Origin of the sequence: Nonomuraea basaltis (genome assembly GCF_005893125.1) — a bacterium.
GTDB lineage: Bacteria > Actinomycetota > Actinomycetes > Streptosporangiales > Streptosporangiaceae > Nonomuraea > Nonomuraea basaltis.
This window is the reverse complement of sequence record NZ_VCJS01000047.1, coordinates 1-26180: the sequence shown is the minus strand read 5'-3', so window position 1 is coordinate 26180 and position 26180 is coordinate 1. Positions and strand designations below refer to the sequence as shown.

29 protein-coding genes are annotated in these 26180 nt (G+C 69.5%); 10 read left to right on the top strand and 19 right to left on the bottom strand.

The window, feature by feature from the left end; genetic code table 11:
• Positions 1-23: 23 nt before the first annotated feature.
• The 5 genes from EJK15_RS22940 to EJK15_RS22920 form a co-directional block, all read right to left on the bottom strand.
• On the bottom strand, positions 24-506 hold the full coding sequence (locus EJK15_RS22940) for an SRPBCC family protein (protein WP_240777150.1): 483 nt from the start codon (positions 504-506) through the stop codon (positions 24-26).
• Positions 503-1096, bottom strand: coding sequence for a TIGR03086 family metal-binding protein (locus EJK15_RS22935; protein WP_138712513.1), 594 nt, complete (start codon positions 1094-1096; stop codon positions 503-505). Before EJK15_RS22935 ends, EJK15_RS22940 begins: the two co-directional genes overlap by 4 nt.
• Complete coding sequence (locus EJK15_RS22930; protein ID WP_138712512.1) at positions 1089-1427, bottom strand: ArsR/SmtB family transcription factor; 339 nt, start codon at positions 1425-1427, stop codon at positions 1089-1091. The genes EJK15_RS22935 and EJK15_RS22930 overlap by 8 nt, the downstream gene beginning before the upstream one ends.
• A 96-nt stretch (positions 1428-1523) precedes the next feature.
• A complete protein-coding gene (locus tag EJK15_RS72915; protein WP_206061049.1) occupies positions 1524-2111 on the bottom strand; it encodes a hypothetical protein in 588 nt (195 codons plus the stop codon).
• Positions 2112-2221: 110 nt separating this feature from the next.
• On the bottom strand, positions 2222-2695 hold the full coding sequence (locus EJK15_RS22920; RefSeq protein WP_171074480.1) for a MarR family transcriptional regulator: 474 nt from the start codon (positions 2693-2695) through the stop codon (positions 2222-2224).
• A 62-nt stretch (positions 2696-2757) separates the two neighbouring features.
• On the opposite strand from EJK15_RS22920, the gene EJK15_RS22915 reads away from it, so the two are divergent.
• Together EJK15_RS22915 and EJK15_RS22910 are read left to right on the top strand one after the other, a co-directional pair.
• On the top strand, positions 2758-3327 hold the full coding sequence (locus tag EJK15_RS22915; RefSeq protein WP_138712510.1) for a GNAT family N-acetyltransferase: 570 nt from the start codon (positions 2758-2760) through the stop codon (positions 3325-3327).
• Between the two features lie 139 nt (positions 3328-3466).
• A complete protein-coding gene (locus tag EJK15_RS22910; RefSeq protein WP_138712509.1) occupies positions 3467-4231 on the top strand; it encodes a phosphotransferase in 765 nt (254 codons plus the stop codon).
• Positions 4232-4266: 35 nt separating this feature from the next.
• Here EJK15_RS22910 and EJK15_RS22905 read toward each other — a convergent pair whose 3' ends face one another.
• Positions 4267-4650 carry an ArsR/SmtB family transcription factor gene (locus tag EJK15_RS22905; protein ID WP_138712508.1) on the bottom strand — a complete coding sequence of 128 codons (384 nt, stop codon included), beginning with the start codon at positions 4648-4650 and terminating at the stop codon, positions 4267-4269.
• 53 nt (positions 4651-4703) lie between these two features.
• Here EJK15_RS22905 and EJK15_RS22900 point away from each other — a divergent pair, with 53 nt between their 5' ends.
• Positions 4704-5471, top strand: a complete 768-nt coding sequence (locus EJK15_RS22900; protein ID WP_138712507.1) for an SDR family NAD(P)-dependent oxidoreductase — start codon at positions 4704-4706, stop codon at positions 5469-5471.
• Positions 5472-5506: 35 nt separating this feature from the next.
• Here the strand turns inward: EJK15_RS22900 and EJK15_RS22895 are convergent, their stop codons facing one another.
• The 6 genes from EJK15_RS22895 to EJK15_RS22870 form a co-directional block, all read right to left on the bottom strand.
• Positions 5507-6235: an SAM-dependent methyltransferase gene (locus EJK15_RS22895; RefSeq protein WP_138712506.1), complete on the bottom strand. Its 729-nt coding sequence runs from the start codon at positions 6233-6235 to the stop codon at positions 5507-5509.
• A gap of 15 nt (positions 6236-6250) precedes the next feature.
• The gene (locus tag EJK15_RS22890) at positions 6251-7498 is read right to left on the bottom strand and encodes a serine hydrolase domain-containing protein (RefSeq protein ID WP_138712505.1); all 1248 of its coding nucleotides are present in this window, start codon (positions 7496-7498) and stop codon (positions 6251-6253) included.
• Positions 7499-7658: 160 nt separating this feature from the next.
• Positions 7659-8429, bottom strand: a complete 771-nt coding sequence (locus tag EJK15_RS22885; RefSeq protein ID WP_171074479.1) for an ABC transporter ATP-binding protein — start codon at positions 8427-8429, stop codon at positions 7659-7661.
• 152 nt (positions 8430-8581) lie between these two features.
• Positions 8582-9439: an ABC transporter permease gene (locus tag EJK15_RS22880; protein ID WP_138712504.1), complete on the bottom strand. Its 858-nt coding sequence runs from the start codon at positions 9437-9439 to the stop codon at positions 8582-8584.
• On the bottom strand, positions 9436-10251 hold the full coding sequence (locus EJK15_RS22875) for an ABC transporter permease (protein ID WP_138712503.1): 816 nt from the start codon (positions 10249-10251) through the stop codon (positions 9436-9438). The genes EJK15_RS22880 and EJK15_RS22875 overlap by 4 nt, the downstream gene beginning before the upstream one ends.
• Positions 10248-11249, bottom strand: a complete 1002-nt coding sequence (locus EJK15_RS22870) for an ABC transporter substrate-binding protein (RefSeq protein WP_138712502.1) — start codon at positions 11247-11249, stop codon at positions 10248-10250. The genes EJK15_RS22875 and EJK15_RS22870 overlap by 4 nt, the downstream gene beginning before the upstream one ends.
• A 514-nt stretch (positions 11250-11763) precedes the next feature.
• On the opposite strand from EJK15_RS22870, the gene EJK15_RS22865 reads away from it, so the two are divergent.
• The 7 genes from EJK15_RS22865 (at position 11764) to EJK15_RS22835 (ending at position 19084) form a co-directional block, all read left to right on the top strand.
• Complete coding sequence (locus EJK15_RS22865; RefSeq protein WP_171074478.1) at positions 11764-14682, top strand: sensor histidine kinase; 2919 nt, start codon at positions 11764-11766, stop codon at positions 14680-14682.
• Positions 14683-14749: 67 nt separating this feature from the next.
• A complete protein-coding gene (locus EJK15_RS22860) occupies positions 14750-15172 on the top strand; it encodes a roadblock/LC7 domain-containing protein (protein WP_138712500.1) in 423 nt (140 codons plus the stop codon).
• A gap of 71 nt (positions 15173-15243) precedes the next feature.
• Entirely contained in the window at positions 15244-15591 is a 348-nt protein-coding gene (locus tag EJK15_RS22855; protein WP_138712547.1) for a DUF742 domain-containing protein, read from the top strand.
• Positions 15572-16159: a GTP-binding protein gene (locus tag EJK15_RS22850; RefSeq protein WP_138712499.1), complete on the top strand. Its 588-nt coding sequence runs from the start codon at positions 15572-15574 to the stop codon at positions 16157-16159. The genes EJK15_RS22855 and EJK15_RS22850 overlap by 20 nt, the downstream gene beginning before the upstream one ends.
• Positions 16160-16253: 94 nt before the next feature.
• Positions 16254-17633, top strand: a complete 1380-nt coding sequence (locus EJK15_RS22845) for an aldehyde dehydrogenase family protein (protein WP_138712498.1) — start codon at positions 16254-16256, stop codon at positions 17631-17633.
• Positions 17634-17637: 4 nt separating this feature from the next.
• Entirely contained in the window at positions 17638-18075 is a 438-nt protein-coding gene (locus tag EJK15_RS22840; protein WP_138712497.1) for a DUF3598 domain-containing protein, read from the top strand.
• Between the two features lies 1 nt (position 18076).
• Entirely contained in the window at positions 18077-19084 is a 1008-nt protein-coding gene (locus EJK15_RS22835) for a nitrilase-related carbon-nitrogen hydrolase (protein ID WP_138712496.1), read from the top strand.
• On the opposite strand, the gene EJK15_RS22830 is transcribed toward EJK15_RS22835, so the two are convergent.
• The 7 genes from EJK15_RS22830 to EJK15_RS22800 form a co-directional block, all read right to left on the bottom strand.
• Positions 19081-19863 (bottom strand): ABC transporter permease, encoded by a 783-nt coding sequence (locus EJK15_RS22830; protein ID WP_138712495.1) that lies wholly within the window; start codon positions 19861-19863, stop codon positions 19081-19083. The genes EJK15_RS22835 and EJK15_RS22830 overlap by 4 nt on opposite strands.
• Positions 19860-20627 (bottom strand): ABC transporter permease, encoded by a 768-nt coding sequence (locus EJK15_RS22825; protein WP_138712494.1) that lies wholly within the window; start codon positions 20625-20627, stop codon positions 19860-19862. The genes EJK15_RS22830 and EJK15_RS22825 overlap by 4 nt, the downstream gene beginning before the upstream one ends.
• Positions 20624-21634 carry an ABC transporter substrate-binding protein gene (locus tag EJK15_RS22820; protein WP_171074477.1) on the bottom strand — a complete coding sequence of 337 codons (1011 nt, stop codon included), beginning with the start codon at positions 21632-21634 and terminating at the stop codon, positions 20624-20626. Before EJK15_RS22820 ends, EJK15_RS22825 begins: the two co-directional genes overlap by 4 nt.
• A gap of 119 nt (positions 21635-21753) precedes the next feature.
• Positions 21754-23001 (bottom strand): flavin-dependent oxidoreductase, encoded by a 1248-nt coding sequence (locus EJK15_RS22815; RefSeq protein WP_171074476.1) that lies wholly within the window; start codon positions 22999-23001, stop codon positions 21754-21756.
• A 55-nt stretch (positions 23002-23056) separates the two neighbouring features.
• Positions 23057-24046, bottom strand: coding sequence for an ABC transporter substrate-binding protein (locus EJK15_RS22810; protein ID WP_138712492.1), 990 nt, complete (start codon positions 24044-24046; stop codon positions 23057-23059).
• Positions 24047-24276: 230 nt separating this feature from the next.
• A complete protein-coding gene (locus EJK15_RS22805) occupies positions 24277-25056 on the bottom strand; it encodes an ABC transporter permease (RefSeq protein ID WP_240777149.1) in 780 nt (259 codons plus the stop codon).
• Positions 25053-25880: an ABC transporter permease gene (locus EJK15_RS22800; RefSeq protein ID WP_240777148.1), complete on the bottom strand. Its 828-nt coding sequence runs from the start codon at positions 25878-25880 to the stop codon at positions 25053-25055. The genes EJK15_RS22805 and EJK15_RS22800 overlap by 4 nt, the downstream gene beginning before the upstream one ends.
• Positions 25881-26180: the final 300 nt, after the last annotated feature.

Here is a 26180-nt window from a genome sequence, read left to right as displayed (position 1 = left end):
GCCGGACTGCGGCAACAGGTGTTTCACCGGCTTCCTGCCTCTGCGAGTGCCTCGTCCAGCCGTTCGTAGCCCTCGGAGACACCGCGTGCCATCGGGGAGGCGATCACCAGATCACGTGCCTGCCTTGAGGCGAACAGATGTGTCGTGGTGAGCGTGGTCGTGCCGTCCTCCTCGGTGAAGTCATGGCTGACCAGCGCTTCGCCCGGATACCAGTGGTCGTCGAAAGACTCGGTGTAGGACAGCCGGGAAGGTGTGACGGTCTCGCGGTAGACGCCGCCGGAGGCCATGGTGGCGCCGCCCGGACCACGCCAGACGAACCGCCAGGCGCCGCCCACTCGCAGGTCGATCCGCGCGTCGACGATGTCCCAGCCTTTCGCGCCGTACCATCGTGCGACCAGCTCAGGCTTGGTCCACGCGGCGAAGACCAGGTGGCGGGGGGCGTTGAACGACCGCGTCATGACGATCGCGCGGTCCGATGGAGTCGCAATGGTCAAAGCCGTGGTCACGGCCGCCACCGCGGATCCCGCCCGATGAAGGCGAGCAGCCTGTCCTGAGCGGAGGCGTCCTCCTCGACCTTCACCTCCGGGCCGAACACCTCGATCCCCGGCCCGAACGCGCCCGGCGTCCGGTACCTCTCCATGAGGTCGGCGGGGATCGCTCTCATGGCCGACCAGGCTCGCTCGACATCCGCGGGGTCCATCGTGTCGTCCTGGGACGTCGCACGGGCGAGGTCCCAGCCGTGCATCGGGAGATCGTCACTGACGACCTGATCGATGTGCTGGTCCGCCGTCATCCGGCCGGTGGGCGTGTCGCCCTCCCGGGCGGCGAGCGAAGGGTCGTCCAAGATCGCCTCCACGTCCGCGCGGGCGGCGCGGAAGGCGGCCACCGGGTCGTCGTCGACCGACGGCGCGGGGCCGAGGGAGCGGCCGATGGGCCGTAGCATCGCCTCGTGCATGTCGATGATGTGCCGTACCACGTCCCTGGCCGTCCACTTCTCGCACGGGGACGGATTCGACCACTGGCCGGGGCGGACGGACACGACCTTGCGCTCGAACGCGTCGGCCCGGCGCCGGTAGCGGTCTGCGATCTCATTCATCACGGGCATCCTTTTCGTTGAGCTCGGCCAGGAGGGCATCGAGCTGCTGATAGCGGTTCTCCCAAAAGTCCCGGTAGCCCTCCAGCCAGTCGGTGGCCTCCTTGAGCGCGTCGGCCTCCAGGCGGCAGGGACGTCGTTGCCTGTCCCGGCCGCGAGAGATCAGCCCGGCGCGCTCCAGGACCTTGAGGTGTTTGGAGATGGCCGGCTGGCTCATGTCGAACGGCGCCGCCAGCTCCGTCACCGTGGCCTCACCCGACCTGAGCCGGGCCAGGATGGCCCGGCGCGTCGGATCGGCGAGCGCCGCGAAAGTGGCATCAAGGGTTTCCGCCATGCACCCCTCCATTCATAACCAGGTATTAATATAACTACTTGGTTGTCAAGGGATGCTGTTTGAAGCAGCACCGCGGCGGTGGCGGCGATCCGCGCTCTAAGGGAGGTGCGCGATCTTCCGTACGGTGAGCTGGACCCTGTTCGCGTGGTTGCCCGCGTTGGTGAAAGCCGTCGAACTATCCCGTACGACCTCGCCGCGCCAGCCGCAATCGCAGGCCGCCGCGTACCACACACCCTGGCCGAACTCCTCCACCCGGCCGACGTGCCGGCGGCCGCGTGCCTGCCTGGTCAGCACGTGAACGCTTATCACCAGCACCGCCATCGCGCCCCAGGCGTCGATCGCCACCACGGCGCCCACCAGTTCGGTCTGGCCGGGGTCTTCCAGTTGAAGTGCACGATTATTCCTGGTGAACCCCACCATTCCGGCCACGACGGAAATTGCCAGCAGGACGACCAGGGCCATGGCGGTCACGACCGTCCGGCGTGACCTGCGGATCATGGCCAGGGTAGTGAGAACGGCCATGAGGCCGGTGCCGATCGCGGCGCCCATGGCGAGACGAGGCCACAAGTGCGGCTGGCCGGCGGTCTCGTCCCAGAGGGCCAGGGGGATCGCGCCGATGGCCACGGCAACCACCGGGAATGTGGACCACGGATGCCGCTCCAGGAAATCATCAACCCGCCCCATGCTGGGGAAACGGCCCGTAGCAGGCAAGTGTTCCCTTCGCAGACCTGCTCTTCACGACAGCGGGAAGCGAATCCCTCTGAACCGGCATGCGCGGCACCCTGATGAGGTGGTCAGCGGCTGGGAGGGTGGGGCTCGGTTCGCAGGCGATCCGCGTGCCGCTGCTGGTTGCGCAGAGCCATGGTCAGGAACCTCTCGATCAGGTCCAGCTCGGCGGCGCTGAACCCGCCGAGCGCGGCCTGGGCGTCGACCACGATGGGGCCCCAGATCTGCGCGCTGAGCCGCTCCGCGCGCTCGGTCAGATGGACGAGAACGCGACGCCGATCCACGGAGTCCCGGACGCGCCGGGCGAGCCCGGCCCGCTCCAGCCGGTCGATGACGGTGGTCATGGCGCCGCCCGTGAGCCCGGCGGCGGCGGCCAGGTCGCTCGCCGTCATCGCGCCGCGGGCGCTGAGCCGGCTCAAGCAGCGCAGATCCGTGCGGTTGATGCCCAGGTGGCGGGCGGCCAGCTCGTCGATGAGGTCCGTGGCGTCCTGGAGATCCTGGACGGCCCGGGTGACGGTGTCGATCCTAGATTGCTTTGACAATCTAATCCTTAGGAAATTAAAGTTTCTTCCATCGAGCGCAGTCTACTCTTGTGGAGGCGGACATGTCAGACCGGCGGATCACCCTGCGCCCTGCGACGGCGGAGGACGTTCCGGCCCTGGTGTCCCTCATGGACGCCGTCCTCGGCTGGCTCGTCGAGCGAGGCCGGACGGAGCAATGGGGCACGGTGCCCTTCTCCCGGATCCCGGGCTTTCCCGAGCGGGTCGCGGACTGGACGTCGCAGGGTGTCATCACGCTGGCGGAGCGCGACCACGCCTGCGTGGGCCTGCTCGCCGCGGCGCCGATGGTCCCGCCGCGCATCCCCGCGGGTCTGGTGACCGAGGGGGCGATGTTCGTGCACACCGTGATGTCGGACCGGGGCCCTGGAGGGCGTGGCGTCGGCTCGGCGCTCATGGAGGAGGCGGAACGCCGCGCCCGGGCGTACGGGGCTCCCGCGCTCGCGCTGGACCACTGGGCGGGGAGCGCCGAGCTGGCCCGCGTCTACGACGGCTTCGGATACGTCCTGGCGGGGGAGTGCGAGGACGAGCAGGAGGACGGCAGGAAGGTCCGCAACGCCGTCCGCGTCCGCCGTCTCGATCCCCAGAGCGGCGGGAGCGTTCCACGGAGCTCTTGACCTTGCCGGAGCGGTCAGTAATGCTTCCTGACGTCGGGGGTTCTGGACGACTTCATCGATCCGGCGGCGATTCTTTGAACGCGCTGCGGCTGATCGATGCCGTACCCGGCGGTCGAGGCAGGGTCTGGCGAGGTGGCACGTGGCTGGGAATCGGCTCGGGGGCGGCAACGACGGAGGCGCGGTCCTGGTAGGGCGCACAGTCCGGCGGCAGGTGGGGGCGTGGACGACGTCGGTCCATGAGCTGTTGCGGCATCTGGAAAACAAGGGGTTCGAAGGGGTTCCCCGCGTTCTGGGCATCGATTCGGACGGGCGCGAGATTCTCTCCTTTCTGGACGGCGATGCCGTCGGGGATCGCTCCGTGTGGCCCGAGTGGGCCCACGCCGAGGACACGCTCATCCAGGTCGCGAAGTGGTTGCGCGCCTACCACGAGGCCGTGGCCGATTTCGTGCCGTCCGCGGACGCTCACTGGCGCACCGGCGAACGATGGTCACCGGGGTTGATCATCGGGCACAACGACACCGGCCCATTCAATGCCTCCTGGCACTCCGGACGACTGGTCGGTTTCTTCGACTGGGATTTCGCCGGGCCGACCACGGTGGACTCGGATGTGGCCTTCGTAGCCATGTGCTGGGTGCCGCTCCACGCACGTCACGTGGCCGCATCGGAGGGATTCACCGATTTCGCTTCGCGGCCCGCGCGGTTACGCCGGTTTCTGGACACGTACGGATGGACGGGGGATCCAGGAACGATCATCGATGATGTCCAGGCGGGAATGAGGGTGCGGGCCGCTCAGATACGGCGGCTCGGAGTCACCGGCGATGGTCTCTACGTGAGGCTGTTGCAGCGGGGAGTCGCGGACGACCTCGATCAGGCCGTCCGGGAGCTGGACGACTTTTTCCGGTAGCGACTGCTCAATGATGATCCTGGGCCTGCCAGGTCTCATCGGTCGCGGGCCGGCTCCAGTGGGGGCCGGGCGGTGTCGGCGCTGGGCCTGACGCCGACATGAGCGCCCACGTCGTCCGCCTCCGCCGCGGCCAGCACCACCTGAAGCAGTCCGGGAAAGCGTGTCTGCAGGTCATCCCGGCGCAGGATCACGAAGCAGCGGGTGCCCTCCTGGCGAGTACGGGTGAGTCCGGCGTCACGTAACACCCGCAGGTGGTGGCTGAGCGTTGACTTGGCCACCGGCGCCCGCAGTTCGCCCCAGCCGCGCTCGCGCCCGTCCGCCAGCACCCGTACCAGCCCGAGCCGGATCGGGTCGCTCAGGGCGGCCATCACCTCGGTCAGCGTGATCTCGCCCAGTTCGGGGTGATGTGCCTTCTTCATCCACCCATGGTAGCTTGTTCGACGTTTCACGAACATCGAACGAAGGAGAAGCCGTGGCCGACCAGTCCGCCGGCCGCCTGCGGGGCAGGGCCGTAGTCGTGACCGGAGCCGGGTCCGGGATCGGGCGGGCCGCCGCGCTCGCCTTCGCCCGCGCCGGAGCACACGTGCTCGGAGTCGGGCGCCGGGCCTCTGCCCTGGAGGACACCGCCGCTCAGCATCCGGGCATCGCCGTCCTGGCCGCCGACATCTGCGGCGGTGAGCAGGCGGCGCGGGCGATCGTCGACGCGGTGATCGAGCGGTGGGGGCGCCTGGACGTGCTGGTCAACAATGCCGGGGCCACCGCCGTGATGCCGCTGGCCGACACCGACGCCCAGCGCATCAGCGACCTGTTCGCGCTCAACGTCACCGCGCCCAGCCTGCTCGCCCACGCGGCGCTGCCGCACCTGCGTGCCGGACACGGCGCGATCGTCAACATCTCCAGCACGTACGGCCACCGGCCGCTGCCGGGCGCGGCCCACTACGCCGCCTCCAAGGCCGCCCTGGAGCAGTTGACCCGTAGCTGGGCGTTGGAGCTGGCCGCGGACGGCATCCGCGTCAACGCCCTGGCGCCCGGGCCCACCGAGAGCGAGGCGCTGGCCGCCGCCGGTCTGCCCGGGAGCGTGGTCGAGCAGATCAAGCAGGATGAGGTCGCGCGGATCCCGCTCGGCCGGCGCGGGGATCCCGAGGAGGTGGCGACCTGGATCGTGCACCTGGCCGACCCCGCCGCCACCTGGATCACGGGCCAGGTGCTGACCGTGGACGGCGGCCTGGAGCTCACCTGAGGTAGCGCACGCGCTGGATCAGGAGGGGAAGCGGCCTACACGCGTCGGAGCAGGAGGGAGACGAAGCCGAGCATGCCCCTGTAGCCGTTGAGCCACATCTCGCGGTGCTCCCTCATGGCGGCGAGGGCCTGGTCGCCGTCGGGACCGGGATTGTCTGCGGCCCAGCGGGCCAGCGTGCCGGTCCACGAGAACTCGTACTCGTCCCATTCAGCCAGGTCGCTCACATGGCCGTGGACGGTCAGCCAGCCGCCGGACTCGGCGGTCGCCACGGTCCCTGTCAGGTCGGGGTACGTACCGATGGCCTCGACGAGGTCCGGGGCGGGAGCCCGTTCCCAGAAGCCTTCCCCCACCAGCGCCAGCCCGCCCGGGCGGACGTATCCGGCGATCGCCTCCATCGTGTCCTTCAAACCGCCGAAGGCGTGGGTGGAGCCCAGGCAGAGCACCAGATCGTACGGCTCGGTGGCGGAGAACTCGGCGGCGGGCGTCAGGTGCAGCCGGAGCCGGTCGGACAGGCCGCGCGCGGCGGCGGCCCGTTCCGCGGACGCCAGGGCGTGCGGGGAGAGGTCCACGCCGTCGGCCACCGCGGACGGGACGAGCTCGAGCGCCCGGAGCGACCATTCGCCCTCGCCGCAGCCGAGATCGAGGATGCGGGCCCCGTCCGGCAGCGCCGCCCGGCGCAGCAACCGGTCGAGGTTGGCCTCCGAGATGGGGGCGGCGATCGGGTGGTCGCGGTGTGCGATGGCGCTGAGCAGTTGCCGATCCATGCTGCCCATCCTTTCTCAGAAGTATCTCCCGGTCAGGTCCCCCTGGGGCCAGGAGGAGACGCTGACCTTGTTGATGTCGTCGTCGATCGTGTCGTAGTCCAGCGACCCGCTCTCCTCCCGCCGGTTGAACAGCACGGCGTAGCTGAACCCGTTCTGCAGCCGGGCCAGGTACGTGAACGTGCCCGGCATGGAGCCGTTGTGCCAGGTGTTGAGGTGGCCGGTGACCTGGCGAACCCACCATCCGCCGCCGTACCAGGAGCCGTACTCGTTGATGCCGATCTCCGGCTTGGCGACGAGCTTGGCGATCGAAGCCGAGCTCAGCACGGTGCCCGGCTTGTCGAAGGCGAGGGTCCAGCGGACCAGGTCCACGGCGGAAGCGAGCCAGCCGCCGTTGGCGTCCTGGTTGGGCATGTTGAAGCCGCCATAGGGGAACGGGACGACGGTGCCGGAGGTGTCCACCACCGACTTGTTCGTGTACTGCGACTCGTAGGCGATCTCGCCGGGCGCCGCCTGGCTCCTGAGGCTCTTGCCGAGCCGCATCCGGGTGATGCCGAGCGGCTGGAGCAGCTTGGTCTTGATGTATGACTCGTAGGACGTGCCGGAGACCTTCGCGATGATCCGGCCGAGCAGCATGTAGCCGTAATTGCTGTAGACCATCTTCGTGCCCGGGTCGAAGTCGAGCTGACGGGCGGTGGCGTACCGGATGATGTCGGCGTGGCCGATCGGCAGCGGCACGTCGAGGGTGGCCGCGATGGTGTGGTCCAGCCAGAGCTGATCCTTGGAGACGTCCTTGTCCCAGCCGCCCAGGTGCTGCATGAGCCGGAGCACGGTGACCTGCGCCATGCGGGGGTCGGCCGGGGTTAGTCCCAGCAGCTGGGTGACCTTGGCCGACAGGCTCAGCTTGCCGTCCTGCACCAGGCGCATGATCGCGGCCGAGGTGATGTTCTTGCTCACGCTGGCGATCCGGAACAGCGACGTCGGCGACACCGTGGGCAGCGCCCTGGAAAAGTCGTTGTAGCGGTAGCCGCGAGCGAGCACGATCCTGCCGCTCTTCATGATGGCGAGCTGGGCGGCGGTGATCTTGCGGTCCTGCACGAAGGTCTTCATCACCTTGTCGAACCCGGCCAGCTGGACCGGCGCGCTGCCCGAGGTCTCCACCACCGGTAAGGGCGCGGCCGCCAGCGCCGGGCGTCCGGCCAAAGCCGCGGCCGGCACCCCGATCGCGCCCGCCTTGAGAAGGTTCCTGCGAGAAAGCGTCGTCACGTCAAGCTCCTGAATCACATGCGTACTGTTAAGCCGCATACTTTACGCATGTCACGATCACGCTTGACGCGAGAGTGGCGAACAGGGTTGACGGTAAGGCTCGTGGCGCAGTCCGCAGGTCGGTGACAGGCCCCAGGCTCAACGGCCGCCCGGGAACCGGTCAGACCGCCGCGTGGCCGCGGACGAGGCGGCCCACCTCGGCGCGGAGGTGGACGAAGTCGGGGTGCTCGCGGGTGGTGATCTGGTCGCGGGGCGCGGGCAGATCCACCTTGAGGTCGCCTACCACGTGTGCGGGGGCCTTGGAGAGGACCACCACGCGGTCGCCCACGTAGACGCTCTCGTCGATGTCGTGCGTGATGAGCACGATCGTCATCTGGTGGTGGCCGCGCACCTTCAGGAGCAGGTCCTCCAGGTCCTCCCTGGTCTGGGCGTCCACCGAGCCGAACGGTTCGTCCATGAGCATCAGCGTCGGCCGGTACGCCAGCGCCCGCGCGATCGCCACCCGCTGCTGCATGCCGCCCGAGAGCTGGAACGGGTATTTGCGCTCCGCGCCCGCCAGCCCGACCGACTCCAGAGCCTCCTGGGCGGCCTCGCGGCGCTGGCGCTTGTCCATGTTCTTGCGGCGCAGCGGCAGCGCCACGTTGTCCGCCACCGACATCCACGGGAACAGCGAGCGGCTGTAGTCCTGGAAGACCACGGCGAGGTTGTCCGGCGTCTGGCGCACCACGTTGCCCTCGACACTGACCTGGCCGCCCGTCGGGGTGATCAGGCCGGCGATCGACCGCAGCAGCGTGGACTTTCCGCAGCCTGACGGCCCGACGATGCACAGCAGCTCGCCCGCGGCGACGCTCAGGTTGAGGCCATTGATGGCGTGGTGCGCGTTCGGGCTACCGCCGCCGTAAATGTGGGAGAGGTTGTCTATCTCGAGCAATGGAATTCCTCAGGGGGGCGAGACCGCTGACAGCACGGGAGTCAGCACAAGACTCTATCGGAGCGAGAAAAGCTGGACATGTCTGTCAGGTAAACCTCTTCGGGTAGACCTCATAAGGCGTGATCCTACTCTTTCGCCGCGGGCTCCCACAGCTAGCCGACCAGTTGCTGGGCGGCGTGATGCCAGGCGAGCACGCGGCGCTCCACGACCAGGAAGAGCTCGTTCAGCAGATAGCCGAGTATCCCGAGCAGCACGATCCCGGCCCACATGGCGGGCAGGTCGAACGTCGCGTACGCGTCCGTGATCTGGAATCCGATGCCGTTCGTGGTGCCGGGCAGCAGCTCGGAGAACACCATGACGATCAAGGAAAGCGACAGGGCCAGCCGCAGCCCTGCGAACATCTTGGGCAGCGCCGACGGCAGGATCACCCGGCGCAGCCGCTCGGCCCGCGACAGGCGGAACGCCTGGCACGTCTGCAGGTGAAGCGGCTCGACAGAGCGGGCGCCGTCGGCGGTGTTGAGCAGCACCGGCCACACGATGCTGAACATGATGAACGCCAGCTGCATCCGCAGCCCGAACCCGAACACCACCAGGAACACCGTGACCAGCGCGGGCGGCGGGATCGCCCGCAGGAACTGCAGCACCCCGTCGAGATAGTCGTACGCCCGGGCGGACAGCCCCAGCGCCAGCCCGAGCACGACCCCGGCCAGGGCGCCCCCGGCGAACCCGGCGGCCATCCGGCCGAGGCTGGGCAGGATGTTCTCGATGGCCAGGTCGGTCAGGAAGAGCGTGCCAGGCGGCCCCGAGAACCACATGGCGTGCATCCGCGCCACGATGGTGCTCGGCGGTGGGAAGAACGCGCTCCCGGCCGCCCGCGTGGCCGTCTCCCAGGCGAAGACGAGGACGATCAGCACCAGCCAGCGGAACGCCGCCGTGCGCACGCCCTTCCTCCGCGCGGTTCCGGCTCTCTCCGCGACCCGGGCTCTGCCGGCGACTGCGGTGGCCTTCATCCCGGCTCTCCCAACCGCGCGTGGTGCCAGCGGAACGCCCGCCGCTCGGCCGCCACCAGCAGCGCGTTGACCGCCACCCCGAACAGGCCCACCCAGCAGACCCCGGCCAGGATGTCGGCCATCCGCGCCGGCACGGCGATACCGGCGAAGAAGATGAACACGCCGATGCCCTCGCCCCGCCCGGCCACGATCTCGGTGCTGACGGTCAGGATCAGCGCCACCCCGGCGGCCAGCCGGAAGCCGGTCGTGATGAAGGGCGCCGACGACGGCAGCGAGACCCGCAGCAGCACGGACAGGGGGCCGAAGCCGTACGACCTGAGCGATTCCTTGGCCAGGGGGTCGACGCCGCGCAGGCCGTACATCGTGTTGTAGAGGATCGGCCACAGCGAGGCGTAGACCACCAGCGTGACGCGCAGTTGCAGGCCCGTGCCGATCACGAGCGCCACCAGCGGGATCAGCGCCACCGAGGGGATCGGCCGCAGGAACTCCACCACCGAGCGGGTCGCGGCGTCGATGATCGGTACGCTGCCGAGCAGCAGGCCGAGCGGCACCGCGATCACGGCCGCGAGGCCGAGCCCGATGGCCCAGGCGAGCAGGCTCGTCAGGGCGTGCGCGCGGAAGGCCGGGTCGAGCACGAGCGTCATCGCCCGCCCGGCGATCTCCGTCGCGGGCGGGAGGAACTCGGGATCGGCCAGGCCCGTCCGGCTGAGCAGCTCGAGCAGCGCGGCGAAGGCGACGGCCCCGGCCGCCCGGCGCGACCACCGCGTGGCGGTCGTGGCCGGGCGGGCGGGGGTCAGGGTCCGCGCGCTCACCCGGAGGTGGTCGGCGACATGAGCGACTTGACCTCGATCGCCTTGGAGAGCCATTTGGCCTCCAGCATCCAGTCGGCCACGCGCTGCAGGCGGACCGGGTTGTCGTTGCTGGAGAAGTACGGGAACGTGACGGTGGCCGCCGTCGACGCGTCGATCTGCGTGAAGTTCGGCAGCACCTTGGCGACCGCCTCGCGGTTGGTCTCCATCAGCTTGGCCGCGTTGTGGATGGCCCGCTGGAACGCCGCCGCGACCTTCGGGTTCTTGTCGTACCAGTCCTGCGTGCTGACGTACCCGGAGATCGGGAACTCGGCCGCGGGGCCGGAGGCAGGGTCGAGGATCTTACGGGCGCCCATCGACGCCGTGGCCGCCGTGACCATGGGCTCGCCCAGGTAGGCGGCGTCGATCTGGCCGCCCTTCCACGAGGGCATGATGTTCTGGAACGTCACCTGGACGTACTTGATGGAGGCCGGGTCGACGTTGTTGGCCTTGAGCACCTGCGTGAGCGCCAGCTCCTGGAAGTTGTGCAGGACGTTCACGTTGACCGTCTTGCCTTCGAGGTCCTTGGGCGTCTTGATGGGCGAGTTGGGCAGCGCCATGATGCTCAGCGAGTCGGGGGCGGCGCGCGAGCCCTCGGCCAGGATCCGCAGCTTGAGCGAGCCCTTGTCATGGGCCTGGAACATCGACACGTAGTTGCCGAACATGGCGTCGATCTCGCCGTTCAGCATCATGGGGATGGCCTCCGGGGCGGCTTGGACGACCTGCGGAGTGACCTCCAGACCCTCCTTCTCGAAAAGCTTCTGGTCGATGGCGACGTAGATGGCGGCACTGTCGATGGCCGGCAGCGTGGCGACCTTGAGCTTCGTCTTCTCCAGGCCACCGGCGGCGGAGGCGGACGGTGGCGCGCTTGCGGTCGTGGAGCCGCCCGTGCTGCACGCGACGGCGCCGAGTGTCAAAGCGAACCCGATGATGGCGGCCCTGGCGGGACGGCCAAGCCTCATGTCAGGGACTCCCTTCAGATGGAGCCAGGGGGTGAACCGGGCGGCTTCTGCTCCCGGGGACTGTGTGCCTGACGCACAGCAGGGATCGACCGTAACACCAAATTCGCGGTTGTTATCGCAAAAACAACACTTGTGGTTGCAATGTCTGTTTGGCGCTATATCGTGAAAATTTGACGGGCCGTAAGTATCTCAGTGTTTGTCCTGTTTGGGAAGGAGGTGACTTGCGAGACTTCCGTTACTGATGGGGATTGCTTTCGATCGCTTTCCACGGGTTGGAGATGGCTCGTGGGAGGGCCTTCTGTTGCCTATATCCCCTGATGGGCGGGGGTCTACCGATTCTGTTGTATTTTTCGGACAATCAGGGATAAACACCTCATTGGGGCACTAGTAGTGGTTGGCCCTGGCTAACCCGTGTGCTCAAATGGCGCTTATCTCGACGTACATATTGCCCCACGTGCATTTACCTGCATGGTCACCGAGTATTCCCCTCCAGGGCGAGAGGTTGCGAAGGCAAGTGAGAACGCAGAGCGCTGAAGCTTCCGCTGACCGCGAGCCGCACGGCCATCAGAAGCAACGGCTGTCCACACCATCCTCTGGCAGGTTCGGGCTGGGCAACTGGCACGTACGGTCGCGCCTCGTCGCGTTGATCGTCGTGCCCACGGCCGTGGCCGTGGGTCTTGGCGGCCTGAACGTGATCACCTCGCTCAGCGACGCCAACACCTACCAGACCCTCCGAGAGGTCGCCGAGGTCAGCGAGCAGCTCGGGGCCGTCACGCACGGGTTGTCCTTCGAACGCGACGAATCCGCCCTCTACATCGTCCAGGGCCGGCCGGAGACCCGCGAGGCCCAGCTCCGCACCACCTACAGCGGGGTCAACGGCCTCATCGACGAGGCCAAGCAGCGGGCACAGGCGATCATGGACACTCATCCCGATGCCGTACGACCGGTGCTGCGGCGTCTGGAGGAGATCCCGACGCTGCGTGACACGGCCGTCAACGGGAAGATCCAGCCGCTCCCGATGATCCAGAAGTATTCGCAGATCATCGCGGCCCTCCTGCAGTTCCACGACCAGGTCGGCCAGGTCGCGGTCGACGACGAGGTCTCCCACAGCGCCAGCGCCGTGGGCGCGATCGCCAGGGCCAAGGCACAGGCGTCCAAGCAGCGCGGCATCCTGGCCAGCGCGCTGGACAAGAAGGGCTTCGACAGCGGGGAGCTCGACGCGCTCACCGACGCCAAGTCGCGCGAGGAGAGCGAGACGACGCTGTTCGCCACGCTGGCCAACCTCGACCAGCTGGAGCTCTACCGCAACACGGTGGTCGGCAGGGACGTGGACCAGACGGACCTGTTCCGGCTGCGCGCCATGGCGCAGTCGGCCGAGGGCAAGGAACTGAGCATCGGCGTGCCGTCCAACAAGGACGTGGCCACGTGGTTCGACGTCAGCACCGGGAAGATCGACGCGTTGCGCAGCGTGGAGAAGGACCTGGCCTCCTCGGTGATCCTGCGCGCTCGCGCCCTGGAGGAGGGCGCCAACCGTTCGGCGCTGATCTCCGGCGGGCTCATCCTGCTCCTGCTGCTCGCGGTGCTCGCGATCATCTCGCTCATCGCCCGCTCGCTCATCAGGCCGCTACGCAGGCTGCGCCGCGAGGCGCTCGACATCGCCGAGCAGCGGCTGCCCGAGACCGTGCGGCAGCTGCGCGAGAGCACCGACGGCACGGTCGGCCCCGTCGTCCCGATCGGCGTGAACACGCACGACGAGATCGGTGAAGTGGCGCGGGCGTTCGACGAGGTGCACCGCGAGGCCGTCCGCCTGGCCGGCGAGGAGTCCAGGCTGCGGAGCAACGTCAACGCCATGTTCGTGAACCTGTCGCGGCGCAGCCAGACGCTGGTGGAGCGGCAGATCACCTTGATCGACGGGCTGGAGCAGGGCGAGCAGGACGAGCAGCGGCTCGGCAACCTGTTCAAGCTGGACCACCTGGCCACCCGCATGCGGCGCAACAGCGAGAACCTGCTGGTGCTGGCCGGGCAGGACCCGCCGCGCCGGTGGAGCCAGCCGGTGAAGCTGGTGGACGTGGCGCGGGCCTCGCTGTCGGAGGTGGAGAACTACGAGCGGGTGGTGCTCCAGGTGCCAGACGGCGTCTCGGTGGCGGGCCAGGCCGTCAACGACGTCATCCACCTGCTGGCCGAGCTGGTCGAGAACGCGTTGTCGTTCTCCCCGCGAGAGACCCGGGTGACAGTGTCGGGCAGCAGGATCGACGGCGGCGGCGTGATGCTGTCGATCACCGACTCCGGCATCGGCATGACGCAGGAGGAGCTGATCCAGGCCAACGAGCGGCTGACCGACTCGCCGACCGTGGACGTGTCGGTCTCACGGCGGATGGGCCTGTTCGTGGTGGCCAGGCTGGCGCACCGGCACGGCATCCGGGTGCAGCTGCGGCCGCACGCCTCCGGCGGCCTGACCGCGATGGTACTCATCCCGGAGAACATGCTCGGCTCCCAGGCCCCGAACCTCGCCGGCACGCCGTCGTTCTCCGGCAACCAGCCTCCGTCGTTCAACCAGCCGCCCGCCTTCGCGGGTGAGCCGGCCTCCTCGTTCATGGGCGACCGGCCGCCCGCCTTCCCGGGCGAGCAGCCGCCTGCCCTGGCGGGCGCGGCGAGCGGCGGCGGCAGGGACGAGCCGTACTCGGGACCGCATCCCGCCCCGCCCGCCACGGACTGGCCGCAGCCCCCCACGTACCAGATGGGCCCCGGCCACCCGTCCTTCCCGTCGAACCCGGAGGCGGGCGGCGGCTGGCCGGCGCCGCCCCAGTGGCAGCCCGACCCCACCGCCTGGTCCGGCGAATCGCGCGCCGGCAGCGGGTACGACAGCGCCGATGTCTGGTCGCCGCCCCGCGGCCCGGCCTGGAACGGCGACCGCGGCCTGCCCAAGCGCCCCGTGCCCCAGCCGCCGCGCGGCGGCTGGAACGGCGACACCATGCCGCCGCAGCGGCCCGGGTTCGACTTCCCCGAGACCGAGTCCCCGGCGACGGGACACATGCCGGCTGCCCAGGCCGCGTCCGCCGGGGACGATTACCTGCCGATCTTCGCCGCCGTGGAGTCCGCCTGGTTCGGGCGCGACAAGAGCTGGAGCTCGACCAAGGCGGACGAGGGCTGGAGCGCTGCGGAGGCTGTGGTGGAACCGGTGCGTGACGGATCGACGGCTGCCGGGCTGCCCAAACGGGTGCCCAAGGCCAACCTGGTGCCGGGCTCGGCGGACACGTCGTCGTCGCCGAAGGGCGTGACGCCGATGCCGTCGGTGTCGCCGGACCGGATACGCAGCCGGCTCTCGAGCTTCCAGCAGGGCTTCCGGGCAGCGCGCGACGACATCAGCGAGGGCAGGGCGTTGCCCTCCGGTCCCTCGAGCCCTTGGAACAACGACAGGGAGGAGGGCGCATGAGCGAGCGGAGCGAGCGGCCGATCAAACACAGCCGACTGTCGTTCATGCGACCGACGAAGGAGGGCGCATGAACGATCTCAGCCACGCGGCACGCGGAGTCGACTGGCTGATCACCGATTTCGTCAGCACGGTCCCAGGTGTCGCGCACGCGGTGGTCGTCTCGTCCGACGGGCTGCCGCTGGCGGCGTCGTCGGGCTTTCCGGCCGACCGGGCTGATCAGCTGGCCGCGATCGCGTCGGGGCTGGTGAGCCTGACGCAGGGCGCGGCCAGAGTGTTCGAAGGCGGTGCGGTCAATCAGACGATCGTGGAGATGCAACGGGGGCTGATGCTGATCATGTCGATCAGCGACGGCTCCTGCATGGCGGTGCTGGCCGCCCCGGACTGCGACATGGGTCTGGTGGCGTACCAGATGACGCTGATGGTGGATCGCGCCGGTCAGGTGCTGACCCCGGCTGTGCGCGCGGAGCTGCGCGCCAGCCAGACCAGGTGATGTAGGTGACAGACCCGAGATGGAACAGCGGCGGTTGGGCGCCTCCGCCCGAGCCCCAGTCCCAGTCGCAGCTGAACCCAGACCCGGCTTCGCCCGTCCGTCCGTACGCGGTGACAGGTGGACGGACGGCGCCGCGGGTCAAGCTGGCGATGGAGGCTCTGGTGTCCTCGGCCACGGCCGAGCACCGGGAGTTCTCGCATATCACGCCGGAGTACCAGGCGATCAGCCAACTGTGCCGGCAGGTCCGGTCCGTGGCAGAGGTGTCGGCCCTGCTGGGGATCCCGCTCGGCGTGGTCCGCGTGCTGATCGCTGATATGGCGGCCGAAGGCCTGGTCCGCGTGCACCAGCCACAGCTGGACGCCGGCCGGCCGGACGTTAATCTGCTCGAAAGGGTGCTCAGTGGACTTCGCAGGCTCTAGCCCCGGCCTCACCTCGACGAAGATCGTGGTGGCTGGAGGTTTCGGGGTGGGCAAGACGACGTTCGTCGGTGCGGTGTCGGAGATCATGCCGTTGACCACGGAGGCCGTCATGACGGACGCCTCCGCGGGCATCGACGACCTCGGCATGACACCGTTGAAGTCGACCACGACCGTGGCCATGGACTTCGGCCGGGTCTCCCTCGATCGTGACCTGATCCTCTACCTGTTCGGCACGCCCGGGCAGCACCGGTTCTGGTTCATGTGGGACGACCTGGTACGAGGGGCGATCGGCGCGGTCGTGCTGGTGGACACGCGCCGTCTGGCCGACAGCTTTCCGGCGATCGACTATTTCGAGGAGGCACAACTGCCGTTCATCGTGGGCGTCAACGGCTGGGACGGTGAATATCCGCACAGCGACTCCGAGGTGCGCGACGCCCTGACGCTGGCCCCGCACATCCCGATGGTGCGGCTCGACGCCCGCAAGAAGGATTCGGTCAAGAGTGCCCTGATCGACCTCGTCGAACACGCGCTCACGGTACGGATGGCCGTGCCGGGCTGGGGCGGCTGAGCCCGGCGCGTTGACAGGGCCGACACCCTCATGATCAGAATGGCTGCGGGTTCCCCGAGCACCGCAGGAGCACCATGCCGAAGCGCAGCCGCCGATGAACGTGCTCGACCCGCTCACCGGGCAGGTCGACAGGCCACTCGCCCCCATCCCGCCGTCCCGGCTCGCCGCCGCCGCGGCCGGGCTGCGCGCGCGGTCCACCGCCTGGGCGGCCGCCGATCGCGGCGCGGTCCTGTCGCGGTTCGGCGCGGCGCTCGCGGCTGACGAAGACCTGCTCGCCGCGCTGGTGGCCGACACCGGCAGAATGGCGGAGTCCCTGCTGGAGCGGCAGATCACCGCGGCTCTCATCGACCGGTGGGTACGCCGGGCACCCGCGCTGCTGGCGCCGCCGGCCGAGGTCCCCGCCTCGCTGCCGGGCGTCGTCGTGGGCGGCGACGCGGTGCCGTACGAGCTCGTCGGGGTGATCAGCCCGTGGAACTTCCCGCTGCTGCTCGGCCTCATCGACGCAGTCCCCGCGCTGGCCGCCGGGTGCGCGGTGCTGGTCAAGCCGAGCGAGATCACGCCCAGGTTCATCGAGCCGCTGATGCGGCTGGTTCCCGCCGAGCTGCCGCTCACGGTCGTCGAGGGCGACGGGGAGACGGGCGCGGCGCTGGTGGACATGGTGGACGCCGTGGTGTTCACCGGCAGCGTGCCGACGGGGCGGCTGGTGGCGCAGGCGGCGGCCCGCGCGTTCGTGCCCGCGTACCTGGAGCTCGGCGGCAAGGACCCGGCGATCGTGCTGGCCGGCGCGGACCTCGCCCGCGCGTCGTCGGCGATCCTGTGGGGCGGCACCGCCAACGCCGGGCAGTCGTGCCAGTCCATCGAGCGCGTCTACGTGGCCCGCGAGGTCCACGACGAGTTCCTGGCGCTGCTCGCCGCCAAGGCCGCCCAGGTGGACCTGACCTGCGAGGGCGGGCCGATCGGGCCGATCATCGCGCCGGACCGGCCGGATGTGATCGCCGCGCACCTCGCCGACGCCGTGGCCAGGGGTGCGGTCGTGCACACGGGCGGCGCGATCGAGCGGCACGGCGGCGGCCATTGGTGCCGCCCGACCGTGCTGTCCGGGGTCGACCACACGATGCTGGTGATGACGGAGGAGACGTTCGGCCCGGTGCTGCCGGTCATGGCCGTGGACGGGCCCGACGAGGCGGTCGCGCTGGCCAACGACTCGGCGTACGGGCTGTCCGCCGCGGTCTTCGCCGCCACGGAGGAGCAGGCTCTGGCGTTGGCCGCCCGGCTGCGGGCCGGGGCGGTCAGCGTCGACGACGCCGCGCTGACCGCGCTCGTCCACGAGGGGGAGAAGCACTCCTTCGGCCTGTCCGGGCTCGGCGCCTCCCGCATGGGCGCCGCCTCCATCCTCCGGTTCCTGCGCCGCAGGGCCTACCTGATCAACCGATCCGGCGCCGCCGACCCCTGGTGGCACGCGACGAAGGAGTAGCCGCATGGGACTGCGCGCCGACATGCCGCTGCTGGCCCGGCACGAGGGCGAGTGGGAGGGCGAGTACCGCCACGTCGACCGCGAGGGGAACCTCCTCGACCGGCACCGCGTCCGGATGACCTGCCGGGTCGTCGACGACGCCGCCTACCACCAGATCAACCGCTACACCTGGGACGACGGGCGCACCGAGACACACGAGTTCCCCGGCACGTATCTCGGCGGCGGGCGGTGCGGCTTCGACACCGAGCGGCTCAAGGGCGAGTTCCGGGAGCTGGACGACACCACGATGTACCTCACGTGGGAGTACAAGGGGCGGCCCCTGCGGCTGTACGAGATGATCGTGCTGAGCGCGGACGGCGCCACGCGCAGCCGGGTCTGGCAGTGGCTCGAGGACGGAGTGTGCGTGCGGCGCACCCTCATCGACGAGAGGCGGGTCGGCTGACATGACCGCGTTCACCGCTCTGGCGCTGCAGGTCGAGACCAAGGCCGTCAACGCGGCCGCCGATCCGCGGGGCTCGATCCTGGCCGCCGTCGAGCGGATCGGCGCGCAGGTCGGCGCGGCGACCGCTTGGCTCGGGCCCGAGCTGCGACTGGTGGTGCTGCCCGAATACGTGCTGACCGGGTTCCCGATGCGGGAAAGCTTCGCCGAGTGGCGGGACCGGGCCGCGCTCGATCCCGGCGGCCCGGAGTATCGGGCGCTGGCCGAGATCGCCTCCCGGAACGAGGTGTTCCTGTGCGTGAACGCGTACGAGCGCGACGAGCACTTCCCGGACCTGTACTTCCAGGCGTCGGTGATCCTCTCCCCGCGCGGCGAGGTGGTGCTGCGCTACCGCAGACTGCACTCGATGTTCACGCCGAGCCCGTACGACGTGTGGGACCGCTACCTGGAGATCTACGGCATCGACGGCGTGCTGCCGGTGGCCCGCACCGAGATCGGCAACCTGGCGGTGCTGGCCTCGGAGGAGATCCTGATGCCCGAGCTGGCCCGCGCCCTGGCGTTGCGCGGCGCCGAGATCTTCTGCCATCCCACCTCCGAGGCGTCGTCACCGGCGCTGACGCCGAAGGCGATCGCCCGCCGGGCCAGGGCGGTGGAGAACCTGGCGTACGTGGTCTCGGCCAACAGCGGCGGCCTGTCGGGCATCGCCATCCCCGGCGACTCCACCAACGGCGGCTCGGAGCTGATCGACTACGAGGGGCGGGCGCTCGCGCAGGCGGGCGCGGGGGAATCGCTGGTGGCCGCGGCGGAGCTCGATGTGACGGCGCTGCGCCGCGCCCGGCGGCGGCCCGGCATGGGCAACCTGCTGTCCCGGGTCAAGACCGGGCTGTGGGCCGAGGAGTACGCCAGGCACGACGGCGAGCCGCCCGGCGGGCTGGCCGCGGGCGCGCGGGATCGGGCGTGGTTCCGCGCCCGCCAGGCGGAGTCGATCGAGCGGCTGTTCGGCACGGGCTAAGCAGCGTTCCTGGCGCCGCGATGCCACGACAGGACGAGCCGCTCGACACCCAGGAACGCGGCGTTGAGCGCGATGCCGAGCAGCCCGAGCAGCACGATCCCGGCCCACATGGCGGGGATGTCGAACTGGCTCTGCGCCTCCAGCATGCGGTGGCCGATGCCCTCGCTGCTGCCGACCAGCTCCGAGATGACCATCATGATCAGCGCCAGCGACACGCTCAGCCGCAGCCCGGCGAAGATCTTCGGGGACGCGGCGGGCAGGACGATCCGGGTGAGCCGCTGCCAGGGGCTCAGCCGGTAGACGGCGCCGGTCTCGATGTACTGGCGGTCGACGTGGCGGGCGCCCTCCATGGAGTTGATCAGCACCGGCCAGATGACGCCGTACACGATCGAGGCCAGCTCCATCGGCGTGCCGATCTTGAACAGCACCAGGAACACCGGCAGCAGCGTGGCCGGCGGCACCGACCTGCCGAAGTGCAGCAGCGGCTCCACCAGGGCCGACAGCCGGCCGGAGCGGCCGAGCGCCACGCCGGCCAGCACGCCGGCCGCGCACGCCATCGCCCAGCCCGCGAACAGCCTGGCCAGGCTCGGCAGCAGGTCGGCGACGGCCTCGTCGGTCAGGAACGCCCGCGACAGCGGCCCCGAGAACCACATCTCGTGCAGCCTGGCCACGATCCGCGACGGCGGCGGGAAGTACGCGGCCTGCGCAGACCGGGTGGCCAGCTCCCAGGCGACCGCGGCCACGGGGAGCAGCCAGTACCACGCCAGCCGCCGGATCATGAGGCGCCGCCCGTACGCGCGTGGTGCCAGCGGAACACGCGCCGCTCCCCGGCCGTGAACAGCAGGTTGGCGGCCAGCCCGATCAGCCCCGCCCACACGGTCGCCGCCAGCATGCGATCGACCCGGTTCGCGCTGCCCGCCAGCGACAGGAACGCGCCGATCCCGCCCCCGCCGGGCGCCAGCAGCTCCACGCTCACCGCCACGATCAGGGTGACCGACACGGCGATCCGCACGCCGGTCGCGATGAACGGCGCCGCGCTCGGCAGGCTCACCCGCAGCACCACCGCCAGCTGGCCGAAGCCGAAGCTCCGCAGCGTCTCCTTGGCCAGCGGATCGACGTCGCTCAGGCCGTACATGGTGTTGATCAGCAGCGGCCACGAGCAGGTGTAGACGATCAGCGCGGTCTTGGCGTCGTGGCTGGCCGGGAACAGGAACACGGCCAGCGGGATCAGCGACACCGACGGGATCGGCCGCAGGAACTCCACCAGCGGCCGCGCGGAGCGCTCCATGAACGGCACCGTCCCGAACAGCAGCCCCGCGGGCACGGCCACCGCGATCGCGATGGCCAGCCCGCTCAGGCAGGCCGCCAGGGTGGCCAGCACGTCGGCCCTGAACGGCGCCTCCATCGGCAGCCGCGCCGCTGTGGCCAGCACGTCCGAGAGGTACGGCAGCACGCCCGGGATCAGCCCGGCCCGCCCCGCCAGCTCGGCGACGACGAGAAACCCCGCGACCCCGGCGGCCCCCAGGAGCGCCCGCTCGCTCATCCGCTCAGCGGCGCGAACAGCTGCGTCACGTCCACCTTCGCCTTGAGGTAGCCATAGCCGTGCAGCAGGTCGGCCAGCTTCTGGACGCTCGCCTTGTCGGGCTCCGCCGAGAACTTGCCGAGCGTCATGGCCGCGGCCGCGTCCGCAGGGATCTGCGTGTACGCCGGCACGACCTCGTCGATCGCCTTGCGGTCGGAGCCGGCGATCTCCTGGGCCTTGGCCAGCGCGCGGTGCAGGGCGGCGGCCGTCTTCGGGTTCTTGGCCAGCCAGTCCTCGCTGACACCCCACCCGTCGATCGGCACGCCTGCCGTCACGCCGTCCGTGGTGTCGATGACCTGCGTCGCGCCGCTCTTCTTGGCCGCGGTCAGGAACGGCTCGACCAGCCACGCCGCGTCCACCTTGCCGGAGGACAGCGCGCTGAGCTGGTCGGCGAACTGCACCGGGACGTACTTGACGTCCTCCGGCCTGATCCCGGCCTCCTGCAGGTGGGCGTTGGTCAGCGTCTGCCCGAGCGCCTTCAGCACGTTGACCGCGATCGTCTTGCCCTTGAGGCCGGCGGCCGTCTTGATCGGCGATCCCTTCGCCACGACCACGCCGGCCACGCCCGGTGCGGCCTCCTGGGTGTGCTGGAAGAGCTTGAGCTTGGCGGCGCCGGAGTCGTTGATCGCCATCAGCGACACGTAGCTCGTCAGGAAGGCGTCCATGCTGCCGTTGAGGATCTTCGGCATGACCGCCTGCGGGGCCTGGATGATCTCCGTCTTGACGGTCAGGCCCTCGGCCTTGAAGAAGCCGCGCTTCTCCGCGATGAACAGCGGCGCGGACGACGGCACCGGCACCACACCGACCAGGAGCTCCGTCTTCTCCAGGCCGCCCGAGGAGGCTGTGCCGCCGGTGCCGGTGCCGGCCCCTCCTCCGCACGCGCTCAGCGTCAGCGCGATCGTCATACCTGCGACTACGATCCTGGCCAGCTTCATGACCGTGCCTTTCTGGTCGTGGTCAAAGAGCACCTCTATATGATCACGCATTTCGGGTCGCCTGCCGATGTTTCCTGGGCTGTCGGACCAGGACGGTCGTCGCACCGCCGCAGCCGGTCAGGGTGAGGACGGCGGCGACGCGACCGGCAGGGTCAGCGGCGCACGCTCCACGAGGGCCGCTCGTTCAGCTCCCGCACGTCCGCGTCGGTGAGCCGGTGCTGGGCGTCGGCCATGGCGGCGAGCTCCTGCTCGGTGAGCACCTCCGAGATGTCGGAGAAGCCGTCCGGCGCGCGCTCGGCCACCAGGTCCACCCATGTGTCCGTGGGCAGCGACCGGTGCCCGTGCAGCAGCGCCGCCGTCGGGGGCAGCCGTTCGTTCTCGTACGCCTTCAGGGCCGCGGCCGGATCGCCGGCGCCCGCCAGGCACCTGGCCAGCACCCGCGCGTCGAGGACGGCCTGCGACCCGCCGTTGGAGCCGATCGGGTAGAGCGGATGCGCGGCGTCGCCGAGCAGCGTCACCCTGCCCTCGCCCCAGTACGGCAGCGGGTCGCGGTCCACCATGGGGTATTCGAGGATCCGGTCGGAGGCCGCGATGAGCGCGGGAATGTCGAAGTGGCGATGGTTCCAGCCGGCGTAGTGCCCGGCCACGTCCTCCAGCCGCCCCGGCCGCGACCAGTCGGCCTCCTCGTCGATCACGCCGCCCTCGGCCACCTTCACCTCGGCGACCCAGTTGACCAGCCGCGGGTCGGTGGCGGAGATGTGGTAGGCGACGAACTTGCCCGCGGAGTTGGACCCGGACACGAGCACGGTGGCGCCGTCCATGATCCGGTCGGCCACGGCCACGCCGCGCCACATCCTGATCCCGTCCCACATCAGCGGGTCACCCTGCGGGTGCAGGCGGGCGCGCACGGCGGAGAGCACGCCGTCCGCGCCGACCAGGACGTCCGTCCGCTCGCGCAGCGTCGCACCCGACGATTGGTCATACAGAGTGACAGTGACCCCGTCGCCGTCCTGCTCGAAGTCCTCGAACCGCAGCCCCGTGCGGACCGGCCCGATACGCTCCTCCACCGCGGCCAACATGATCATCTGCAGCCGGCCGCGGTGGATGGAGTACTGCGGCCACCGGTAGCCCGCCCGTCGCCCGCGGGGCAGCGCCAGGATCTCGTTGCCGGCGCGATCGGTGAAGGTCACGAAGGTGGTCTCCACGCCGCTCGCCGCGAGCTCGCCGTCCAGCCCCAGCTCGGTGAGCTCGCGTACGGCGTGCGGCTGCAGGTTGATGCCCACCCCGAGCGGCCGCAGCGCCTCGGCGGCCTCCACGATCTCGCAGTCGAGGCCCGCGGCGTGCAGGCTCAGCGCGGTGGTGAGCCCTCCGATGCCCCCACCGATGATCATCGTCCGCATCGGGCTTCCTCCAACCTCGATCAGGGGTGAGGCCAAAAGAAGAGCGCCGTGGCGATCACGATGAGGCTCCCCCGGCCATCATCACGTTGACGTCGTACTTCTCCTTGAGGTAGCCGAACTCGAGCATCAGGTCCGCGACGCGCTGCAGCCGCGTGGCGGTCACCGAGGTGGAGAAGCCGCCGAGCTGCATGAGATCGGCGGTGGCCTTGTCGATCTTCGTGTACTTGCCCAGAGCCGTGTTGACCTCGGCGCTGTTCGAGATGGCCAGCTCGGTGGCCTGACGCAGGGCGCGCTGGAAGGCGGCTACCGTCTTCGGGTTGTCCGTCGCGAACTTGCCCGTGGTGAGGTAGCCGGCGATCGGGAAGTCGGCGGTCGGCCCGGTGAACATGTCGGTCAGCTTGACGGCGCCGTTGGCGCCGGCAGCCACCTGATGGAACGGTTCAGGCAGGAACCCCACGTCGATCTGGCCGCTTTCGAGCGCGCCGGCCATCTCGGGGAACGGGCGTTCGGCGAACTTGACATCGGTAGGGGCGAGGCCGTTGGCCTTCAGCAGCGCGCTGACGGACAGCTCGGCGACGTTCTGCAGGGTGTTGACGCCGATCGTTTTGCCCTTGAGGTCGGAGATCTTGGTGATCGGCGAGCCCTTCTTCGTCATCAGCATGAAGTTGCCGGGCTTGGCCGTGTACGCATCGCCGACGACCTTCAGGGTGGCCTTGCCGCTGGCGTTGGCGAGGATCGCGGAGACGTAGTTGCTGTGCAGGACGCTGAGCTTGCCGGAGACGAGATCGGGCAGTGCCGCGGCGCCGCCCTGGATGATCTCGATCTTGACATTGAGGCCCTCGGCCTTGAAGAAGCCCTTGTCGATGCCGATCTGGATGGGGGCGACCTCGGGGAGGGGCAGCATGCCGACGACGAGGTCGGGCTCCTCCACCCCGCCGGCGGAAGCGGAGGTGCTCGGCTCGCCGCCCCCGCATCCGCCGGCGAGCATCGCGGTGGCAGTGAGTAAAAGGGCGGAAATGCGCAGACGGCGCCGAAGACCGGACATGAACGCTCCAGGGAAGACGCATGTGAACAACGCAGATGAGGCGCGATCTTGGGGGGATAGAGCCTAGCGTAAGCCTGGATTCGAGCCGTGGCACCGTCAGGAACATTGCAACCGAATATCACTACATAGAGTAAATATTCGCATTTATATGGTTTTCCTGAATTTCGGCGCCTTGGGGAGCGTTCCAGCAATGCGGGCGACGCGCATGCCCCGTACGCCGCCCCTTTGTCTCAGGCGATCCGCTGCCAGCTCAAGGCCCTGCGCTCGACCAGCAGGAAGCCCTGGTTGAGCAGATAGCCCAGGACGCCGAGCAGGGTGATCGCGCCCCAGACGCCCGCGATGTCGAACGAGCGCTGTGCGGCCCGCAACTGGAACCCGATGCCCTCGGTGCTGTAGAACTCCGCGATCACCATGAGAATCAGCGCGAGTGAGAGGCTGAGCCGCAGTCCCGCGAAGATCTTCGGCATCGCCGACGGCAGGATGATTCTGAACAATCTCTGCACCCCGCTGAACTGGAAGACGCGCCCGGTCTCCAGGTGCTGCGGGTCGACGTTGCGCGCGCCGTCGGCCGCGTTGAACAGCACCGGCCAGACGATGCCGAAAGTGATCGTCACGATCTGCATCCGCGCGCCCGTCGAGAACAGCGCCAGGAACATCGGCAGCAGCGCGGGCGGAGGCAGGGCGCGCCCGAACTGGATGATCGGGTCGACGAAGCGGTAGAAGACGGGCGAGCGGCCGAGCATGATCCCGATCGTCACCCCCATCACGCCGGCCAGGATCCAGCCCGCCAGCAGGCGGGCCAGGCTGTGCGGGAAGTTGTCCAAGGCGGTCTCGCTGAGCCACAGCCGGCCGGGGGAGCCGCTGAACCACAGCTCGCCCATGTGGGTCACGATCTCCAGCGGAGGGGGGAAGAAAGGGTGCTCCATGGCCCGCGTGGCCAGCTCCCACGCGATCAGCACGACGGGCACGATCCAGAGCCGCAGCACGCCCGCGAAGAACTTCCTGATCACTGCGTCGCTCCCATCATGGCCGTGTGCCAGCGGAAGATCCGGCGCTCGCCCCAGACGAGCGCGCCGTTGGCGATGATGCCGAGGATGCCCGCCCAGACGGTGGCGGCCACGGTCAGCGTCAGGCCGTCGGGGCTGCTGCCCGCCACGATGATGAAGGTCCCGATGCCGTCCGAGCCGCCGCCGAGCAGCTCCGTGCTGATCGCCAGGATGAGCGCGATCGTCGCGGCCACGCGGACCCCGGTCGCGATGAACGGCGCCGTGCTCGGCAGCGAGACCCGCCACAACACGGACAGTGGGCCGAATCCGAAGGCCCGCAGCGTCTCCTTGGCCACCGGGTCCACGTCCTTGAGTCCGTAGATGGTGTTGATCAGGATCGGCCACGTGGACGCGTACATGATCATTGCGATCTTCATGTCGAGCCGCTCGGTGAAGATGAACGCGGCCAGCGGGATGAGCGCCACCGAGGGGATGGGGCGCAGGAACTCGATGATCGGCCGCAGCGCCCTTTCGACCGGAGGCAGGCTGCCGAGAAGGAGGCCGGCCGGGACGGCCACGGCCACGGTGAGCACCAGGCCGAGCGCCCAGCCGCCGAAGGTGGCCGCGACGTCGCCGAGGAACTCCGGGTCCGCGGCGAGCTGCACGGCGTTGACCAGGATGGTCGAGGCGAGCGGGAACTGCGTGGTGGAGATGAGCCCGAGCCTGCCTGCCGCCTCGGCGACACAGATCAGGCTCACGACGCCGATGATCCCGCAGACCACCGCGTTGTCGAGGAGCCGCCGGGCGATCACCCGCATGAGATCGCCCCGGTGCCGTCGGGGGGACACGTCATTGAGCTCTCCGTGACTTTGTCCGTTCAGCCGGTTCAGCAGGCCAGGCGAGTGCGGACGGAGGGAAGACGGGCAAAGGTGGGGCCAGGGTATCCGAGTCGATCACCCTGCTCATCTTGTCGTGAGAATTGCCCAAAGGTACCGAAAGGAAACTTTGCGAGGTGTGGGGCTTTTTGTCAGGCTTGATGCGAGTTATTGTGACGGCATTAGTCGATTTAATGTAGGTGCTCAAATAAGCACTCGCCCGATGGGGATGTTCGGCACCCACGGCCGAACGTGGCTGACCGCGTTCCGCAT

Coding starts and splice junctions, on each gene's coding strand:
- EJK15_RS22860 (WP_138712500.1), top strand. CDS start 14,750: ATGAACGATCTCAGCCACGCGGCACGCGGAGTCGACTGGCTGATCACC.
- EJK15_RS22840 (WP_138712497.1), top strand. CDS start 17,638: ATGGGACTGCGCGCCGACATGCCGCTGCTGGCCCGGCACGAGGGCGAG.
- EJK15_RS22845 (WP_138712498.1), top strand. CDS start 16,254: ATGAACGTGCTCGACCCGCTCACCGGGCAGGTCGACAGGCCACTCGCC.
- EJK15_RS22895 (WP_138712506.1), bottom strand. CDS start 6,235: ATGGATCGGCAACTGCTCAGCGCCATCGCACACCGCGACCACCCGATC.
- EJK15_RS22905 (WP_138712508.1), bottom strand. CDS start 4,650: ATGAAGAAGGCACATCACCCCGAACTGGGCGAGATCACGCTGACCGAG.
- EJK15_RS22935 (WP_138712513.1), bottom strand. CDS start 1,096: ATGAATGAGATCGCAGACCGCTACCGGCGCCGGGCCGACGCGTTCGAG.
- EJK15_RS22880 (WP_138712504.1), bottom strand. CDS start 9,439: ATGAAGGCCACCGCAGTCGCCGGCAGAGCCCGGGTCGCGGAGAGAGCC.
- EJK15_RS22915 (WP_138712510.1), top strand. CDS start 2,758: ATGTCAGACCGGCGGATCACCCTGCGCCCTGCGACGGCGGAGGACGTT.
- EJK15_RS22835 (WP_138712496.1), top strand. CDS start 18,077: ATGACCGCGTTCACCGCTCTGGCGCTGCAGGTCGAGACCAAGGCCGTC.
- EJK15_RS22830 (WP_138712495.1), bottom strand. CDS start 19,863: ATGATCCGGCGGCTGGCGTGGTACTGGCTGCTCCCCGTGGCCGCGGTC.
- EJK15_RS22825 (WP_138712494.1), bottom strand. CDS start 20,627: ATGAGCGAGCGGGCGCTCCTGGGGGCCGCCGGGGTCGCGGGGTTTCTC.
- EJK15_RS22930 (WP_138712512.1), bottom strand. CDS start 1,427: ATGGCGGAAACCCTTGATGCCACTTTCGCGGCGCTCGCCGATCCGACG.
- EJK15_RS72915 (WP_206061049.1), bottom strand. CDS start 2,111: ATGGGGCGGGTTGATGATTTCCTGGAGCGGCATCCGTGGTCCACATTC.
- EJK15_RS22870 (WP_138712502.1), bottom strand. CDS start 11,249: ATGAGGCTTGGCCGTCCCGCCAGGGCCGCCATCATCGGGTTCGCTTTG.
- EJK15_RS22815 (WP_171074476.1), bottom strand. CDS start 23,001: ATGCGGACGATGATCATCGGTGGGGGCATCGGAGGGCTCACCACCGCG.
- EJK15_RS22810 (WP_138712492.1), bottom strand. CDS start 24,046: ATGTCCGGTCTTCGGCGCCGTCTGCGCATTTCCGCCCTTTTACTCACT.